The sequence below is a fragment of the Lysinibacillus sp. EB106-09-02-XG168 genome (assembly GCF_058791475.1).
Genome location: NZ_JBYTDN010000003.1, coordinates 3,989,502 through 4,007,605, shown reverse-complemented (window position 1 = coordinate 4,007,605; position 18,104 = coordinate 3,989,502). Strand labels below are relative to the sequence as shown.

Here is an 18,104-nt window from a genome sequence, read left to right as displayed (position 1 = left end):
TATGCCATTTATTACACAGATTTATGCGCGCGAAGTTTTAGACTCACGTGGGAACCCAACAGTAGAAGTTGAAGTATTTACAGAATCAGGCGCTTTTGGACGCTCTATCGTACCATCAGGTGCATCTACAGGTGAATATGAGGCAGTAGAATTACGCGACGGTGACAAATCACGTTACCTTGGCAAAGGTGTATTAAAAGCAGTTGAAAATGTAAACACAATTATTGCTCAAGAGCTAGAAGGTAACTACTCAGTTCTTGATCAAGTAGTCATCGACAAAGCTTTAATCGAGCTAGATGGCACAGAAAACAAAGGTAAGCTAGGTGCCAACGCTATTCTAGGTGTATCAATGGCAGTTGCACATGCTGCGGCAGATTATTTAGATGTACCTCTTTATCAATATCTTGGTGGATTTAATGCAAAACAACTACCAGTACCAATGATGAACATCATAAATGGTGGCGCTCACGCTGATAACAACGTAGACATTCAAGAATTCATGGTAATGCCTGTAGGCGCAGAATCATTCCGTCATGCATTACGTATGGGTGCTGAAATCTTCCACAGCTTAAAAGCAGTACTTAAAGCGAAAGGCTATAATACAGCTGTAGGTGATGAAGGTGGTTTTGCACCAAACCTTGGTTCTAACGAAGAAGCAATTACTATAATTTTAGAAGCAATCGAAAAAGCTGGCTATAAACCAGGTGAAGAAGTGAAACTTGCAATGGACGTTGCTTCATCTGAATTATTCAATAAAGAAGATGGCAAATATCACTTAGAGGGTGAAGGTGTTGTCAAAACTTCTGAAGAAATGGTTGACTGGTACGAAGAGTTAACTGCTAAATATCCAATCATCTCAATTGAAGATGGCTTAGACGAAAACGACTGGGCAGGACACAAATTATTAACAGATCGCATTGGCGCTCGTGTACAATTAGTAGGCGACGATCTATTCGTAACGAATACGAAAAAATTAGCGGCTGGTATTGAGCAAGGTGTTGGTAATGCAATCCTTATCAAAGTAAACCAAATCGGTACGTTAACAGAAACATTTGAAGCGATCGAAATGGCAAAACGCGCTGGTTACACAGCAGTTATCTCACACCGTTCTGGTGAATCTGAGGATGCAACAATTGCTGATATCGCAGTTGCTACAAACGCTGGCCAAATTAAAACAGGTGCTCCATCACGTACAGACCGCGTAGCTAAATACAACCAACTTCTTCGCATCGAAGATCAACTTGGTTCAACAGCTGAGTATCTTGGTTTAAACTCATTTTATAACTTAAAATAATTTAAGCGGCTATTACTCAATAGCTACTCTAACATCGCCTCAAAGGTATGCAAATACTTTTGAGGCGATTTTTTTGTTGTTGGTCGGGGTTTTTGGCAAAGATCGGGTATCGTAGGGAACTGCTCGGGATTGTTATCGGCAAATTTCCTGATAAAGAAGGTTATAAGATCTACCTAATAGCAATGAATAATACGCTGGCCAACTATGGATCTATAGGTACTTATTACTAGTTGAGAATGACGTGAAAGAGTGATAGAATCTTGAATGGAAATGTAGTAAATTATTACTACATGTAAGAAAGGTGATTGATAAAAATGCAACAACAAACTTCTGAAAAAAACTATATAGTAATGATTTTACTATGTTTCTTTTTAGGTGGCCTAGGAATACATCGTTTCTACGTAGGTAAAATTGGTACTGGTATTTTAATGATTATAACTTTAGGTGGACTAGGTATCTGGGCATTGATCGATTTTATTATGATTATTATCGGCAAATTCAAAGATAAAGAAGGAAAAGAAATAAAACCTTCTTAACCATAGTGGAAAAGGCGTCAGTTAACTGCAGTTAGCTGGCGCCTTTTTGAATGGAAAAATGTTGTTTACTATGAACTTGAAATTAAGTTTTAAATGAATCATTCCCATTTAACATAGGAACAGTTACTTATTATGAATTTTTAATTTTAATAAATATACAAGATGGTCATCAGTTATCATTTTCTTCACGTCATTCTCGTCCTGCAAGCTATATGTTCGTAAAGAGTTTCCTTTTGATTCTCTGTATACGCCCAATACATAAGTTTCATTTAATTTTAATTTTACTGTTTCATCTTCAAATGCATAGTACCATCCACTAATACTACTTTCACTAGATTGAATTTTGTCGATTTTTTGAGGGTTGGATTTAACACTTGATCCATAACGTGAGATTGGATTTACTCTTTTCTCATATGCAAGTGCAGTTGTTAGTCCATTATTGTATATTAAATTCATAAGTAAAGCATACGTTACAAAAAAAGCTTAGGAAATGTGGGGAATACAATCCTGAAAGGAGAGGGAATTACGATGACAATTATTGAAACAGAACGACTTACCCTTCGCTTACAAACAACAGATGATGTGAGTTTTATACTTGAGCTAATGAATGAACCTTCATGGCTAGAGTTCATTGGTGATCGTGGTGTGAGAACAGTAGGTGATGCGCGTGAATATATAGTGAATGGAGCAATTCGTACGTATGAACAATTTGGCTTTTGTTTTTATTTAGTTGAAAGAAAAGAAGATCAAAGCCCGATAGGAATTTGTGGTTTTGTTAAAAGAGAGTCGCTAGAAGATGTGGATATTGGCTTCGCTTTTCTTCCGAAGTATTGGGGAAAAGGATACGCCTATGAAGCAGCATCAGCGACATTGGCATACGGTCTAGGTACACTAGGGCTGAATCGTATAGTGGCTATCACAACGCAAGAAAATCACGCTTCAGCCAAACTACTCGAAAAAATAGGTTTGAAGTTTGAAAGAGTAGTCCATTTTTTAAATGATGCTGAAGAACTTAGACTGTTTTCACTTGATAAATGAACAGAGTAGGGAGCGGGGGAAATTAATTTTAATATGAAGGTAGCTATCGCGATATAAAGCTGAAGTAGGACCATAGAGTGAATACCTAGGCATATAAAAAAGACAGTCTATAGCGATTAACACTGTAGACTGTCTCTATGTTCTATTGCTTCGCCCAGTATTTATCTAGCTCTTGGTCTAGATATACCCAGCCCTTCCATGCGATATGAATCGTATCCATAATGAAATAAGGATCATAGTCATGGTCTGTGAAATCAACAAATGGAACATCATTATCAGTCAAGATCTGCTCCATTTTTTCGTAATACTTTTGTCGACGTTCCTCAGGATATTCCGTGTAGTCATACCAATGACCATTTACTGGAATAGAAACAAATAATGGCTTTGCACCAGCGTCCTTTAAAACATCGATGACTAGCTGTAAATCCTCATATTCAGGTGAGGTTGTATAGTCTTCGTTTTTGCGCATACCTTGAAACTTTTTAATATTCGCATTTACAAGTCGTTTATAAAACTTGTTTTCAATCATTAAATCGTTGGATACACGTTTTTCGCCGTATTTCTCGGCGCTTTCCAGTTGTTGCTCAAATGTTTGGTCAACAACTAGCTTGTCATTATTTTTTAATTTATGCGGCTCTCGAGGGAATAAAGAGTAATACAAATCTTTTTTCTCTAAAAGTGCCTTTTGGACATGGCCTGCTATCAATGCAAGTCGTCCAATGATTGGTTTTTCTTTACCGCCAGATATTTTATATTCGTAAATTGTTTTTAACAAATCATCGCGATTAACTGTATCGAAGTCAAGAAGGCGTTCCATTCCTCGATTTCGAAGATCCTCGTCAATGTCTTTATTGTATGCTAAATCATAAGCATGCAACATCGAATAGTTAGGAGAAAAATGTAATTCATTCATTCCCTTTTTCGTAAACCATTGAGGAGAAATGATGAAAACAATTTTCTTATCCTTTAAATTTCCTTCCTGTGCAGCAAAATTTAAAAAGTGTGTAATAGACTGCATTCCACCACGCCCGACCATAAATGTCGTATACGGAGCATTTGTAGCGCGAGCATAATTATAAGGGTGGAAAGGGTCAAAACGATTTAATTCAGAAGAGCCATATAAAGGCATAGTACTAGGCTCCTGTAACATCCGCTCTTGGAAATACATTCCCTGGAATACTAACGGAGACATACTTGTCTTTGCCTGTTCTACATCTTCATCTGAAATCCAAGCTTCTATCCATGAATTAGGGAAGAATATAACGCCAGCAAAAAGAACAAAAGCAATTAATAATGATAGAAAGCCTTTCTTAATCATTGTCTTTCAGCTAATTCCGCTACAATACGATTTGGCGTGTTCCATTCCTCACGGTTGAAATCAGTAATTGGTACTGAGATATTAAAGCGGTTTTCAATTTCCACTAATAAATTAATTGTACCGAATGAATCAAGAAGACCTTCTTCAAATAAATCGATATCTGGATTTTCTAAAACGATTTCATCCTCACATAACTCTACTAGCATTTCTAAAACTTGTTGTTTATCCATTGTATAAATCTCCTTTATTGTTTAGGCTGCATTATTCATAAAAACATGAATAGAGCCATTAATTAAAATAATGTTCCTGAGAAAATATAGAAACCAAAGCAAACGGCATTAAAAGTAATAAATACGCCAATTGCATGAGTCCATTTATTTTTCGGCCAAAGCTTACGCTTTTTATTCCAACGTTCAAATTTATCGAAGCTGATAATTAACAGGGCATGGTAGAGACCATAGACAACAAAGTGCAATTCTAATCCGTGCCAGATCCCCATTAAAAAGAACAGTAAAAAGAAGCCGATGTAAGAAATTGTATATTTGTTTTTAATCCATTTTTTCTTTGTCATCCAAAGCACGAAACGCATATAAACATAATCCCTGAACCAGAAGGAAAGACTCATATGCCAACGGTTCCAGAAGTCTTTAATATTGCGACTCGAGAATGGACGGTTAAAGTTAATAGGCGTTTGAACACCCATAATGCGACTGACACCAACGGCAAACGCACTATAACCCGCAAAATCGAAAAATAAATAAAAACTATACATATACATATACGCTATTTGCCCTTGGAAAGGTGTCAAATAGTTATACGTTTGACTTGGTAAATAAATAAGTGTGTAATTGTAGATTAAATAAGCCAAAATAAACTTATATAAAAAGCCTACAAATATATAATTGATCCCGCTTAACAGCAGCTTTTGATAATCTTGCCCAGACGGCGCTGTGTGCATATCTTTATAGAATCGTCTCCAACGATCAATAGGTCCCGATGATACTGTTGGGAAGAACAGTAAGAAATAGGCAAGCTCAACTAGTGAAATTTTATCCTTAATTAAGCCATCTCGCGTTTCTAAAATCATCTGTACTGATTTAAAGGTAATATAGGATACCCCTAAGAATCCAAATAAATTCTGAAGGCCAAGCATTGGCAGAACCTTCACAAGCACAAGTGGCAAAATGGACAGTAGTACAGCAATGACGAATACAGAAGTGTTATTCTTCTGGAAACGATATTTTTGGTAACCGATAATTAATAATAACTGAAATACTGTAAACAGTATAAGAGAAATGGAACCGTTAAGGGAGCTACCAAAAATAAGAGCTAAAACGACGATCGAAATAACGATATTATAGCCTTTAGCTGACTTCCCGCTTAGTCCTAAAATAATTGTTGGCAGCAACAAAATACCAATGATGATGAAAAAAACTATATTTCCGTAAGGCGTCATACTGTTTCCATAACCGCCAATCCTTTACGATCAACTTTACCGTTTGTATTTAAAGGTAAAGTGTCAATGTATTTGAATGTTTTCGGAATCATATAGGATGGTAAATACTCCGATAATAATGCTTTAAGCTGCTTCGTCATTTTGAAGGCAGAGTCCGTCAATGGCTCGCGAAGCACAATATACGCACTTAATGATACAATCTCACTATTTTTTGAAACAGGTATAATAATACAGCTAGATACAGGTGGAAGATTGCCCATTTGTTTTTCAATTTCCTCAATCTCTAAACGATAACCGTGTAGCTTCACCTGGAAATCTTTTCGTCCAGAGAAGAACAGATAGCCATCTTTTTCATAACCAACGTCTCCAGTTTTATAAATACGTTGATCCCCTATTGTAGGAAACGCTTTAAGTGTTAAATCAGGCGCACCAAGATAACCTGCACTTACAGTCGGTCCAGAAATAATAATCTCGCTATCTTCTAACAAGGATAGATTAGGCTCAGATATAGGGGCGATTGGTAATTGGTCAAATTGCTCCAAAAGCTCCTTTGTTACTTCCACATAAGAAACGGCAACAGTTGTTTCTGTAGGACCGTATAAATTAAAAATAGAAGCTTGAGGGAATCGCTGCATTAATTCCTTAGCTACAGATACTGGTAACACTTCTCCGCAGAATAAAAATGTATCTAAAGAAGGCATTAAAGCTTGATCCCATTCCTTGTTCATCAAACAGATCTTCGCGAAGCTAGGTGTAGAAGTCCAAACGCGAACATTAGATGAAGCTAATGACTCAAATAACGCTTTTGGATTAGCAATTTGCTCTTGCTTAATCGCGTAAAGTGTTTGCCCGCTTACTAGTGCAGGATATAAATCCATTACAGATAAGTCGAAGGAATAAGGTGCTTGATTTAGAAATACTCCAGATTCCTGTAAAGGGAAATGTTCATGCATCCAAGCAACAAAATGCGCTAAATTATCAGCTGTAATTTGAACACCTTTTGGTTTACCAGTAGAACCAGATGTGTAAATAATATAATAAATTTCTTGATCCTTAACCCAAGTTGAAGGCTCAGTCGAAATGCTAGTAGGTTGAGCTACTAAATCACTTACTTCTACTACAGGGACATGTAAGTTTAAGCTTAACGTTTCAGTTTTTAGTAGCAAGCAAGCTTGAGAAGCTTCTATAATAATCTGTAACCTTTCAGATGGTGTAGAAGAGTCAACAGGCACGTACGGATGACCCGCCTTTACAGCACCTAAAAAGGCAACGATTTGTAAAGGTGACATATGCCCGTAGACGATGATAGGTTGTTGTCTTTTTAAATCAAGAGCCATTATATATTGTGCTACACAATCAGACAGATGCCAAAGCTCATCAAACGTTAAGGAATCACTGTCGGTTTGATAGGCAGTGCGATTTGGATGCTGTTGTGCCACTTTTTGAATAGCCTCTAAAATACTTAACATAGTTTATATCTCCTTTTCTTAAAATTCCGTATATATAAATGGTCCTGCGTTCATATCATGGAAGCCATGAATTAGAAACAAGAGCATTAAAATCATGAAATAAAATAACGTAAAGCCTATAAAACGAAAAAGCTCATTATTTTTAATGGATTGCATTAGTCCACCTCCAATTAAAAATGAAAAAAGATTATAACTTTGTAAATATACTAAATAAATTGATATTTTTTCAAGTTATTTCTAAATTATTTTTATCTAATTAAATTTTTAACACTGTTTTGACGGAATGTAGAGAAAAATGTTGCTCATTTTCTGTTTATTCATAAAATCATAAGATTAATTTAAGGTAATTTTAAGATTTTGAAAAACATGACCATTATTATGGTAAGAAAGTGAATTTTTTTAATTCACCGCAACTTGAATTTTTCTAAACGTGATCCTTATCCATTATCGCTGTTTTTCCGCTTCATTTGTACTTAAGAAATCCTTAAATTTCGTGACAGAACATTCGAAAATATTTTCATCAATTTCCGACAGTAGACTCCCAACTAATGAATAAGCCGGAGATGAATGTCGGAGTTGTTCAATTCGTTACATTAAGCATAATCAATGAAAGTAAAATCAAAGTAAATTTGATGAAAAATATCGGTATAAAATATGAAGAGGTACAAAGGGATTAACGAAAAACGAAGCCACAAACAAACATATGAAGGATCAAGAATCTTACGAAGACTGTTGTAAAGGCATGAGCAATAAGAAAAGCGCCATCATCAGTTGATCATCTCAACTATGATAGCACCTTTGTTGTCCCGCTTTAACGGGCAGTAATTTATTTACCAAAAGCGAAGAGAATCCCCGCTGATTAAAGTTTCACTTTATCCCGCTTAAACGGGCAGTAAATTTATCTGTTTCAAAGTGAAGGAAGATACAAAGGGTTTCACCTCAAAATAAATAGAGAAACTGACCCGTAGAAGCCCGATTGGTGAAGACTAATAATCAGCAAGGATGAAGAGACTCCCTGCTGATTAAAGTTTCACTTTATCCCGCTTTAACGGGCAGTAAATTTATCTTTGTCAAAGTGAAGCAAGATACAAAGGGTTTCATCTCAAAATAAATAGAGAAACTGCCCGTAAAAGCCCGATTGGTGAAGACTAATAATCAGCGGTGGATAAGAACCCACCACTGATTAAAGTTTCACTTTATCCCGCTTTAACGGGCAGTAAATTTATCTTTCAAAGTGAAGTAAGATACAAAGGGTTTCACCTCAAAATAAATAGAGAAACTGCCCGTAGAAGCCTGATTGGTGAAGACTAATAATCAGCAAGGATGAAGAGACTCCCCGCTGATTAAAGTTTCACTTTATCCCGCTTTAAAGGGCAGTAAATGTATCTGTGTCAAAACGAAGCAAGATACAAAGGGTTTCATCTCAAAATAAATAGAGAAACTGCCCGTAAAAGCCCGATTGGTGAAGACTAATAATCAGCGGTGGATAAGAACCCACCACTGATTAAAGTTTCACTTTATCCCGCTTAAACGGGCAGTAAATTTATCTGTGTCAAAGTGAAGCAAGATACAAAGGGTTTCACCTCAAAATAAATAGAGAAACTGACCCGTAGAAGCCCGATTGGTGAAGACTAATAATCAGCAAGGATGAAGAGACTCCCTGCTGATTAAAGTTTCACTTTATCCCGCTTTAACGGGCAGTAAATTTATCTGTGTCAAAACGAAGCAAGATACAAAGGGTTTCACCTCAAAATAAATAGAGAAACTGCCCGTAAAAGCCCGATTGGTGAAGACTAATAATCAGCGGTGGATAAGAACCCACCGCTGATTAAAGTTTCACTTTATTTGAGAAGCTTTAATACTTCTTTTGAAACGTAAAAGTCAGTGCCGTTGTAGACATTGATTGTGTCAAACGTATGCGTCTTTGCGGTTTTGTCTTGTTCGTATGTTACTGTGTTCTTATTAACTGGGATTGTAATTGTTACATCCTTCTTTTGTGCAATAAACTTAGGGTTTTCTTTATCACTTAAGTCAATTTTAGAAGTGTAGCCTTTTTCTGTGAACGCTTTTGTTGCTGGTATATATAAATCATCTGAAAGCTTATTTAAATCGAAGCCCATAAACTTTGCCATCGTATGTGCTAAATCCGTATTTTCGACAAGGCCTGTAATTTTAGATGGTCCGAATGAGTATAAGAATACATCTTCACCCGTGTGCCCACCAGTTGTATAACCAATATTGGCGCGATTCGCAAGCATTTTCACCATTTCTTTGCCCAGATCTTTAGTCGATTTTAAAGTTGCAAGCTCATTCTCAGATAGATTATCTAAGCCATAAAGTGCAGCCACTTCTACAATGTTTGATTTGTCTTCTTTTAATTGGCTTAATGCACCTTCAATTGTCATTTTAGCCTTCTTCAGAGGATCAATATAAGCAGATACAGGTGTGTAAGAATAAGTACTTGTCGTGTTAACATTACCCATTGTAATTCCACTATTGCCGTGGTCTGTAACAGCAATGACCATTGTATTGCCATCTTTTTTTGCAAAATCAACGGCTTCTTTGACTGCAGCATCAAACGATAAAATATCGCTAATTATGCCGATCGTGTCATTTGCGTGTGCCGCCCAGTCCACCTTACTGCCTTCTACAAATAAGAAGAAACCATCTTCATCCTTGTTAAGCGTATTAATAGCTTTATTTGTCATCTCAGCAAGTGTAGGCTCAGATGCTCTTGTTGTAGCACGATCTAAATCGTAGGCAAGATCACTTGGAGCAAAGCTTCCCCAAATTTTTGGCGATTTACTATTGAGGAGCTCATCACGAGTCTTAACAATGTCATAATTTTTTTCCTTTAAGACATCCACTAAATGTTCGCCATCTTTACGAGCATTTTTAGTAGTGCCCGGTGCCAGAGACTCTAAGCCACCACCTAACACGACATCTATGTTTTGATAAACTTGCTGCTCCGCAATGTCATCGTATTGGCTTCTATTTTTCACATGTGCAGAAAAGCCAGCTGGAGTAGCATGCTGAATTTCGGAAGTAGAAATCAATCCTGTTGCCTTGCCTTGTTGCTTAGCTCCTTCTAACACATTAGCTACAGGTTTATAAGCATCTTCTTTAGCAATTGGCTCTAACCCTGGCGAATTAATAACGGCTGGTAGCACACCTACAAATTTATCGTTTGATTTATGACCAGTTGCTAACGCAGTAGCGGCAGGGGCTGAGTCAGTAATAGCTGAATCGGCAGAGTATGTACGTACTGCCCCTGATAAAATTTCATCCATAGCCAAGCTTTCCCCTTTGTACCAACGAGAAAGGGTAACAGCATTATTACTACTACCATCCATCACGAGCATAATTACATTTGTTGGTTTCTTCACTTGGGCTGCTTGTACTTCCGGTTGAGCGATACTAATCGACGATAAAGCAATAGCACTTGCTAAAAATAATGAACTCCATTTTTTTGAGTATTTCATGATTTTCCTCCTTTTGGTCAATTCACAAGTAAGTGTAAAGGAAGTTTGTAAAGCTGGGATGAATTTATTGTTATGAATTGTGGGGGGATTGTTAAATATATGATGATGAGCCCTAAAGTGGAAAATAGAATCTGCTTACTATCCATTGGTTGAAGGGAGCTTGCAGATTCTAGAATTCGCTATAAAGTTTGTGAATGTTTTTCACCGTCAATAGTTTCGTAAAATAATACCCCTTTATCATCAACGAACAAGTTTAAAACCTCTTCCTCTAATAACACTTCTTCTGAACCATCGTTAATAAATATTTTCGTTAAAAAGCCGGCATTATCATAATCACTGCAATAAATAGCATTTTCAAAAGCCGCCAAGTAGTAGCAGGCTGTTTCTGTAACTTGTCTATTTTGCTTTGTTGCTAAGTCATAGGCGTATACCATGTTATCGTCCAAGCTATTATAATAAATAACATTTCCAATAGTATCTGCGTACCACATATCATGCATGAAATCATACGCATTGCTTGTAGCAGCAAAATAGTTTTCATTTTTCCATATATGGTCTTCACTTAGTTTCTCGTCATTCACTAAAAAATATGCGTAGGAAATAGCATAAGGTTCAATAGGAGTGATATCATTCCAAGTCGTATCAATATGATACCAATCACCATTAACACTGACTAAATTCCATGCGTGAAGCTGATTATCGCTATAACCGTATACATATTTAGCATCAAGACCTGCCGCTAAAAATAAACGATAGGCTAATAATGCATAAGCTTGACAAACACCAGTTTCTTCACTAATTAATTCATAAACCGCTTGCCCTTGTGAATCACCTTTATCAGTATAAGTGGCTAGTTGTACGACAAAGTCATTAACGGCTTTAGCACGATGAAAATCATCCATATCATTTGTAATAAACTTCTTAGCAAAGTCCTGAACATAAGCATCAACTTTCTTTTCCTTCTTCGCATCTGTTATATATGTAAAGTCAAACTCTACCTCGTAACCATTATCGACTTCCCATGCTTCCCAGCCGTAATCTCCGATATAGCCTGTTGTATAAGGATTAACAAAATTAAGTATGTTATAAAGATCATTTAGTTGTTCTTCAAAAGTATCCCAATCTAATTTTCCTCTATACATGACCGTAAAGTTTGTGTCGAACGTTGAAATATGTTTTTCAATTTTTTTTGAAAACTGCAGCATAGCAGGATCTTCCTTGAATAATGTTGTTGAAAAAAGGTCTTCCGCAGAAAAATCGGCTGATGGGGCTTTATTAGCAAGCTCCTTTGGGTCTATAGAGATTTCTTCTTCTTCTGATTCAAGTTCGTCTTGTAATAGTACTTCGGCGGCCTTGATAGCAGCTGAGCAAGCACTAAGCGTGCTTAATATAATAAGTAAACAAATCAGTAATATACTCTTTTTCATAATTCCTCCCATTATAATTGTATTTTTAACTATTATAGGATAATGAGTCGGGTGGGAGGTATACTATTTTTGCACAGTACTAGATTAGACCTGAAATTTAATGATTTTTTTTGGAAAGATATATATATAAATAGGTTGATTGTAGTGGAGACAGGGCGACTCCTTGGGGATCAGCAATAGAGGAACGAAGGCTAAGAGAATCACATCCTGTTGATAACGCCTTCGTGACCAACATCGTGTTGTCCCAAGCGGCTCATCGGACGCCCCCAGGAAGCTTTGCTCTGTGCGAAAGCGAAGCGACAGCAACAAATGTTTTAACTGTGCGAAAGCGAAGCGTCAGCAACAAAGCGCCCAGTCGGAACGGAAATCCACCTCACGCTTTTGGTAAAGACCCCTAAAATTAATTGATATGGAAGAAATGAGGGCAATTATTAATCTCAGTTTGTCAAGAGAACCTTTTTTTGTTATAATAAGATATGTTGTGATGTTCGAAGTTCGGGAGGTGCAGTGAATGCATACAGTAGTATTAGTTTCATTAGTTATCGTTTCAATAGCGTTGATCGTTGCAGTATTACTTCAATCTAGTAAAAGTGCAGGCTTGTCAGGTGCCATCTCGGGTGGAGCTGAACAACTATTCGGAAAGCAAAAAGCACGCGGTATGGATCTAATCCTTCATCGTACAACAATTGTGTTAGCAATATTATTCTTTGTTCTAGCAATTGCTATTACAAAAATCTAATAGTTGAAGATATTTCGCCTAACCTTACTGGTTGGGCGTTTTCTTTTATAGTTCTGACTATTTGAACGTCGGTACATACATTGTTAGGACAGTAAAGTGAATACCCGCGCGGAGTAGGGAAATACCCGCGGAAGCAAAGAAAAGTCCCCGCTATTCACGAAATCCTTCGCACGTTTGCCGAGGATTCCCATATAGCAACAGAAGAAACCGATCCCCAAGCTTTTGAGGAAGCTTCAGTATGGCTATAATAAGAATAAGTATGTATTTGGATGAAGGAGAGCTCGCCATGAAAAAATCATTATCACAGCCTTTTTTCTTTCAAGCAGGACCTCGAGCAGTTTTATTATTGCATGGGTTTACGGGAAGCTCGGCGGATGTGCGCATGCTTGGTAGATTTTTAGAGAAAAAAGGGTATACTACATTAGCACCTCATTATAAAGGTCACGGTGTGGAACCTGAGGAACTTATTACAACAGGTCCTGCTGATTGGTGGCAGGATGCCGTAGCCGCGTACAAACAGTTACAGGAAGCGGGCTATGAGGAAATTGCGGTTGCTGGCTTGTCATTGGGTGGTGTCATGGCTTTAAACGTTGCGTTAAATAACCCAGTTAAAGGTATTGTGACAATGTGTTCTCCAATGACGATGCGTACAACAGATGTTATGTTTCAAGGTGTACTGAAATATGCAAGGGACTACAAAAAGTTCCAAGGTAAAGATGAAGAGCAAATTGAAGCTGAAGTTGCCTTAATTGCTGAGAAGGGCATGCCATCTTTACAAGAATTGCGAGAGTTTATTGCTCAGACACGTCAGGAAATTGACATGATTTATGCACCAATTTTTGTCGTGCAAGCGACAAATGACGAGGTAATTGAGACAGAATCTGCCAACATTATATATAATCAAACTGAGTCACTTGAAAAACAGATCAAGTGGTATGAAAACTCAAAACATGTTATTACGTTAGATCAAGAAAAAGATCAGTTACATGAAGATATTTATTGCTTTTTAGAAAGCCTAAATTGGGCACAATAAAACATATAAGGATTTTCTCATGAAGGAGGGAAATTATGAAAGACCAAAAAGATACACTACAAAGTCGTTTACTCGATTTTTTCGGTGGAGAAGATTATAAGCCATTAACAGTTGGCGAAATTGAGGACTTATTCGGCTTTGAGGATGCTGACGAATTTAAAGAATTAGTGAAAACGTTAGTACGTATGGAGGGGCAAGGTTTAGTTGTACGTTCTCGCTCCAATCGTTATGGCCTGCCGGAGCGTATGAATTTACTTCGAGGTAAATTTATTGGACACGCGAAAGGCTTTGGCTTTGTGACGCCTGATATTGAGGGAATGGACGATGTTTTCATTCCACCACATGAAATAAATGGTGCGATTAATGGCGATACGGTGTTAATCCGTGTGTTAAAGGAATCATTCGGTGATCGCCGCGAAGGAACTGTGACAAAGGTAGTGGAACGTGGGCAAACGAGCTTTGTTGGAACGTTCCAAGCAAATCGAGGCTTCGGCTTTGTTGTGTTAGATGATAAAAAACTACCGATGGACATTTTCATTGCTAAAGGCGATACGTTAGGAGCTGTCGACGGACACAAAGTTGTCGTGGAGGTAGCTACTTGGCCAGAGGATTTAAAATCAGCAACAGGCTATATTACGAAAATTTTAGGCCACAAAAATGATCCAGGTGTGGATATTCTATCTATTTTATATAAGCACGACATTCCACCTGAATTCCCAGATGAAGTAGTTGCTGCTGCGCAACGCGTGCCAGATGAAATTACAGAGGCAGATTTAGAAGGTCGCCGTGATTTACGCCACGAAACGATTGTGACAATCGATGGAGCGGATGCGAAGGACTTGGATGATGCTGTAACCGTAACGAAAAATGTAGACGGCACTTATAAACTTGGCGTACATATTGCAGATGTTAGTTATTATGTAACACAAGGCTCTGTAATAGATGTTGAAGCTTATGATCGTGCGACGAGTGTATATTTAACAGACCGCGTTATCCCAATGATTCCGCATCGATTATCGAATGGGATCTGTTCATTAAATCCACAGGTTGACCGTCTAGTACTATCCTGTGAAATGATTATTGATGGAAATGGTAATGTAGTGTCACATGAAATATTCCAAAGTGTCATTAAAACTACTGAGCGTATGACGTATAAGGACGTTTACAAAATTTTAGAGGAGCAAGACGCAGAGCTAATTGCCCGCTATGAGCCACTAGTGCCAATGTTTAAACATATGGCTGAGCTATCTAATATTTTACGTACTAAACGTCAAATGCGTGGTGCTATTGACTTTGACTTTAAAGAATCTAAAGTGATCGTGGACGAAGATGGCTGGCCAGTAGATATTGAATTACGTGAACGTACAGTCGCTGAAAAATTAATTGAAGATTTCATGCTAGCAGCCAATGAAACGGTAGCCGAGCATTTCCATTGGATGAATATACCATTCCTTTACCGTATTCACGAAGATCCAAAGCCAGAAAAGCTACAACGCTTCTTTGAATTTGTTACGAACTTCGGTATTTTAATCAAAGGTACAGGAAACACAGTCCATCCAAAAGCTTTACAGGATGTATTAAAAGCCATCGAAGGCATGCCAGAGGAGCCTGTTATTTCTACGATGCTTCTACGCTCGATGCAACAGGCAAAATATTATCCAGAAAGCTTAGGACACTTTGGTTTATCAACTGATTTCTATACACACTTTACGTCACCGATTCGACGTTATCCGGACTTAATCGTCCACCGTTTAATTCGAACGTATTTAATTAATAAAGATACTTCGAAAGAAACAGTTGCACAGTGGAGTATGGCGATGGATGAAATTGCGGATCATACGTCAGAACGTGAGCGCCGTGCCGTTGATGCAGAACGTGATACAGACGCGCTGAAAAAAGCACAATACATGTCCGATAAAATTGGGGAAGAGTTTGAAGGAATTGTTTCGTCGATTACAAACTTCGGGATTTTCGTAGAGCTTCCAAACACAATCGAAGGACTTGTCCATATTAGCAATATGACAGATGACTACTATCGTTTTGACGACCGTCAAATGATTATGATCGGTGAGCGTACAAATCGTCAATTCCGTATTGGTGATGAAGTTACAGTCCGTGTAGCAAATGTTATTATTGAGGAGTCATCCGTTGACTTTGAAATCGTCGGAATGGTAACGTCGTATGGACGAACACGAAAAGCAGCACCTACTGTCATTCATGCACGTAAAAACTATAGCGACAACAAAGGTGGCCGTAATAGCCGCAAAGGTGGTCGCGAAGAAGAAAGAAGCGGACGTAGCAGCCGCAATGGTCGCAACGAAGCAGAACGTGGTGGAAGTGTCAGTCGCAGAGGTCGCAACGAAGAAGAAAGAGGCGGACGTGACAGTCGCAGAGGCCGCAATGAAGAAGGACGAAGCGGACAAGGAGAACGACGTGAAAACGATCGTGATCCACGAGGACGCCGCAAAGATGGCTCAAGCCCAGGCCCTAAAAAAGGCGTGAAGCAAAAGCAAAAGTTCTACGAGGGCGTTGCCAAGAAAAACAAAAAGAAAAAATCAAAACGTAAATAAAAGTAATGGCGAAAGCACCAACTAGCGCTTTAAAACAATTGAAGCGGGGTGCTTTCACTTTATCAATAAAAGCAGGTTAACCCTGCTCAACCTTTAAGTAGAGGGTGAATAATATGGCAAAAGGTACTGGGAAAGTATTAGCACAAAACAAAAAAGCTGGGCACGACTACTTCATTGAAGAGACAATCGAAGCTGGTATGGTGCTTACAGGCACAGAAATTAAATCCATCCGTGCAGGAAGGGTTCAACTAAAAGAATCTTATGTACAAGTCCGCAACGGTGAAGCATGGATCAACAATATGCATGTCAGCTCATTCGAACAAGGCAACCGCTTTAACCATGACCCACTGCGCGCCCGCAAATTGCTGCTCCATAAAAAGCAAATCGGCGAGCTAGTCGGTGCTGTAAAACGTGACGGCTACACAATTGTTCCGTTAAAAATGTACATTAAAGACGGCTATGCCAAACTATTAATCGGCGTCGGCAAAGGTAAAAAAGATTACGACAAACGTAACGACATGCGCAAAAAAGAAGCGAAACGCGATATGGAACGCGCCTTCAAATCTAAAAATCAATAGTCATAGATTGTTAGAGAGCTCACTATATTTACATAGTGAGCTTTTTGTATTTGGGCAGATAGAATTTTAAGAGTAGGTTCTAAGAGATGTCGAGTTAAAAATATAATAAAGAACTACCGCATATAAATAGGAGGGAATCCGCATTCTTACGATAGGACGGAAATTTATGTTTATGAACATAGAGCACATATATTTTGCTGAGGAACGTCACAATGCCAGTGAAAGAAAAAAGCTAGTTTGCTACCACCAAACAAAGCGACCTGCACAATCACTCCAAACCCAAAAAACATTGCAAATCATGTTACAGCAAGATGAAGAAATCCTATTAGCGAATCTCTCAAAAATGAATCGCTATATGCTTCGCCGCGCCAAAAAAGAGCCCTACGAAGTCATCGTAAAAGAAAATCCATCTGATCAAGAGCTAGTAGAATTCCAGCAATTTTACAACGCCTTCGCCAAAATAAAAAACACTGCTCGCGTTCGAAAATTTCACATGCAAACGTTAAAACTACTGCGCGAGAAAGGCGCACTCGTTTATACAAAGCTTCAAAACGACAAAGGTGAAGCACTATGCTATCGACTGTACATTGCCGACGAAGATATCGTTTTTAATTTATATACAGGAACGGCCGTCTGGATCAAAGATAGACCAGATTTAAAGCAACAAATCCGCTTCGCCAATCGCTATTTACTGTGGGGAAATATGATGATGTTCCGTAGCAAAGGCTATGCACACTATGATTTCGGCGCAGTAACGAACAAGGAGGAAATTAATGAATTCAAGCTCGGCTTTGGTGCACAAGAGGTAGAGGTCTATTACGGCTATCTTACAGAAACAATACTAGGGAAGCTAATATTAAGATTACGAGAGTTAAAATTTAAGGTAATGAAATAAGAAATAAATGACTCATCACCATGGCGTGGGGTTGATTTCCGTTCCGACTGGGCGCTTTCCTGGGGGCGTCCGATGAGCCGCTTTTGTTGCTGCCGCTACGTTGGCACTACGCTCTCGAACAGAAAACATCCGCTTCGCTGCAGGGTCTCATCTGTGACGCTGATCCCCGAGGAGTCGCCCAGTCTCCGCTACAATCAACTTATATAAATGGCATATATTTAAACAAATATCATTCCTAACTTTTGTTGATGAGCCAAACAAATTTTGAG

General features: G+C 38.2%; 16 protein-coding genes. 8 read left to right on the top strand and 8 right to left on the bottom strand.

What is annotated here, in order from left to right:
- Position 1 precedes the first annotated feature (1 nt).
- Together eno and AC3WSO_RS20340 are read left to right on the top strand one after the other, a co-directional pair.
- Positions 2-1,294 (top strand): phosphopyruvate hydratase, encoded by a 1,293-nt coding sequence (eno, locus tag AC3WSO_RS20345; protein ID WP_492533262.1) that lies wholly within the window; start codon positions 2-4, stop codon positions 1,292-1,294.
- A gap of 314 nt (positions 1,295-1,608) precedes the next feature.
- Entirely contained in the window at positions 1,609-1,830 is a 222-nt protein-coding gene (locus AC3WSO_RS20340; RefSeq protein WP_492533261.1) for a TM2 domain-containing protein, read from the top strand.
- A gap of 123 nt (positions 1,831-1,953) precedes the next feature.
- Here AC3WSO_RS20340 and AC3WSO_RS20335 read toward each other — a convergent pair whose 3' ends face one another.
- Complete coding sequence (locus tag AC3WSO_RS20335) at positions 1,954-2,286, bottom strand: hypothetical protein (RefSeq protein WP_492533260.1); 333 nt, start codon at positions 2,284-2,286, stop codon at positions 1,954-1,956.
- Between the two features lie 72 nt (positions 2,287-2,358).
- Between AC3WSO_RS20335 and AC3WSO_RS20330 the strand changes: the two genes are divergently transcribed.
- Positions 2,359-2,868, top strand: coding sequence for a GNAT family N-acetyltransferase (locus AC3WSO_RS20330; RefSeq protein WP_492533258.1), 510 nt, complete (start codon positions 2,359-2,361; stop codon positions 2,866-2,868).
- Between the two features lie 142 nt (positions 2,869-3,010).
- Here AC3WSO_RS20330 and dltD read toward each other — a convergent pair whose 3' ends face one another.
- The 7 genes from dltD to AC3WSO_RS20295 form a co-directional block, all read right to left on the bottom strand.
- The gene (gene dltD, locus AC3WSO_RS20325) at positions 3,011-4,186 is read right to left on the bottom strand and encodes a D-alanyl-lipoteichoic acid biosynthesis protein DltD (RefSeq protein WP_492533257.1); all 1,176 of its coding nucleotides are present in this window, start codon (positions 4,184-4,186) and stop codon (positions 3,011-3,013) included.
- A complete protein-coding gene (dltC, locus tag AC3WSO_RS20320) occupies positions 4,183-4,416 on the bottom strand; it encodes a D-alanine--poly(phosphoribitol) ligase subunit 2 (protein ID WP_079561390.1) in 234 nt (77 codons plus the stop codon). The genes dltD and dltC overlap by 4 nt, the downstream gene beginning before the upstream one ends.
- A 62-nt stretch (positions 4,417-4,478) precedes the next feature.
- Positions 4,479-5,642: a D-alanyl-lipoteichoic acid biosynthesis protein DltB gene (gene dltB, locus AC3WSO_RS20315; RefSeq protein WP_492533255.1), complete on the bottom strand. Its 1,164-nt coding sequence runs from the start codon at positions 5,640-5,642 to the stop codon at positions 4,479-4,481.
- A complete protein-coding gene (gene dltA / locus AC3WSO_RS20310) occupies positions 5,639-7,111 on the bottom strand; it encodes a D-alanine--poly(phosphoribitol) ligase subunit DltA (RefSeq protein WP_492533254.1) in 1,473 nt (490 codons plus the stop codon). The genes dltB and dltA overlap by 4 nt, the downstream gene beginning before the upstream one ends.
- A gap of 18 nt (positions 7,112-7,129) precedes the next feature.
- A complete protein-coding gene (locus tag AC3WSO_RS20305; RefSeq protein WP_492533253.1) occupies positions 7,130-7,267 on the bottom strand; it encodes a teichoic acid D-Ala incorporation-associated protein DltX in 138 nt (45 codons plus the stop codon).
- A 1,685-nt stretch (positions 7,268-8,952) separates the two neighbouring features.
- Positions 8,953-10,593, bottom strand: coding sequence for an alkaline phosphatase (locus AC3WSO_RS20300; RefSeq protein ID WP_492533251.1), 1,641 nt, complete (start codon positions 10,591-10,593; stop codon positions 8,953-8,955).
- 179 nt (positions 10,594-10,772) lie between these two features.
- Positions 10,773-12,020: a transglutaminase domain-containing protein gene (locus AC3WSO_RS20295; RefSeq protein ID WP_492533249.1), complete on the bottom strand. Its 1,248-nt coding sequence runs from the start codon at positions 12,018-12,020 to the stop codon at positions 10,773-10,775.
- A gap of 511 nt (positions 12,021-12,531) precedes the next feature.
- Between AC3WSO_RS20295 and secG the strand changes: the two genes are divergently transcribed.
- The 5 genes from secG to AC3WSO_RS20270 all read left to right on the top strand — a co-directional run bounded on the left by secG (position 12,532) and on the right by AC3WSO_RS20270 (position 17,835).
- Positions 12,532-12,759, top strand: a complete 228-nt coding sequence (gene secG, locus AC3WSO_RS20290) for a preprotein translocase subunit SecG (protein WP_197143206.1) — start codon at positions 12,532-12,534, stop codon at positions 12,757-12,759.
- Between the two features lie 286 nt (positions 12,760-13,045).
- Positions 13,046-13,792 (top strand): alpha/beta hydrolase, encoded by a 747-nt coding sequence (locus AC3WSO_RS20285; protein ID WP_492534432.1) that lies wholly within the window; start codon positions 13,046-13,048, stop codon positions 13,790-13,792.
- 35 nt (positions 13,793-13,827) lie between these two features.
- Complete coding sequence (gene rnr / locus AC3WSO_RS20280; RefSeq protein ID WP_492533248.1) at positions 13,828-16,362, top strand: ribonuclease R; 2,535 nt, start codon at positions 13,828-13,830, stop codon at positions 16,360-16,362.
- A gap of 113 nt (positions 16,363-16,475) precedes the next feature.
- The gene (gene smpB / locus AC3WSO_RS20275; RefSeq protein WP_349662121.1) at positions 16,476-16,940 is read left to right on the top strand and encodes an SsrA-binding protein SmpB; all 465 of its coding nucleotides are present in this window, start codon (positions 16,476-16,478) and stop codon (positions 16,938-16,940) included.
- Positions 16,941-17,106: 166 nt separating this feature from the next.
- Complete coding sequence (locus tag AC3WSO_RS20270; protein ID WP_492533246.1) at positions 17,107-17,835, top strand: GNAT family N-acetyltransferase; 729 nt, start codon at positions 17,107-17,109, stop codon at positions 17,833-17,835.
- Positions 17,836-18,104 lie beyond the last annotated feature (269 nt).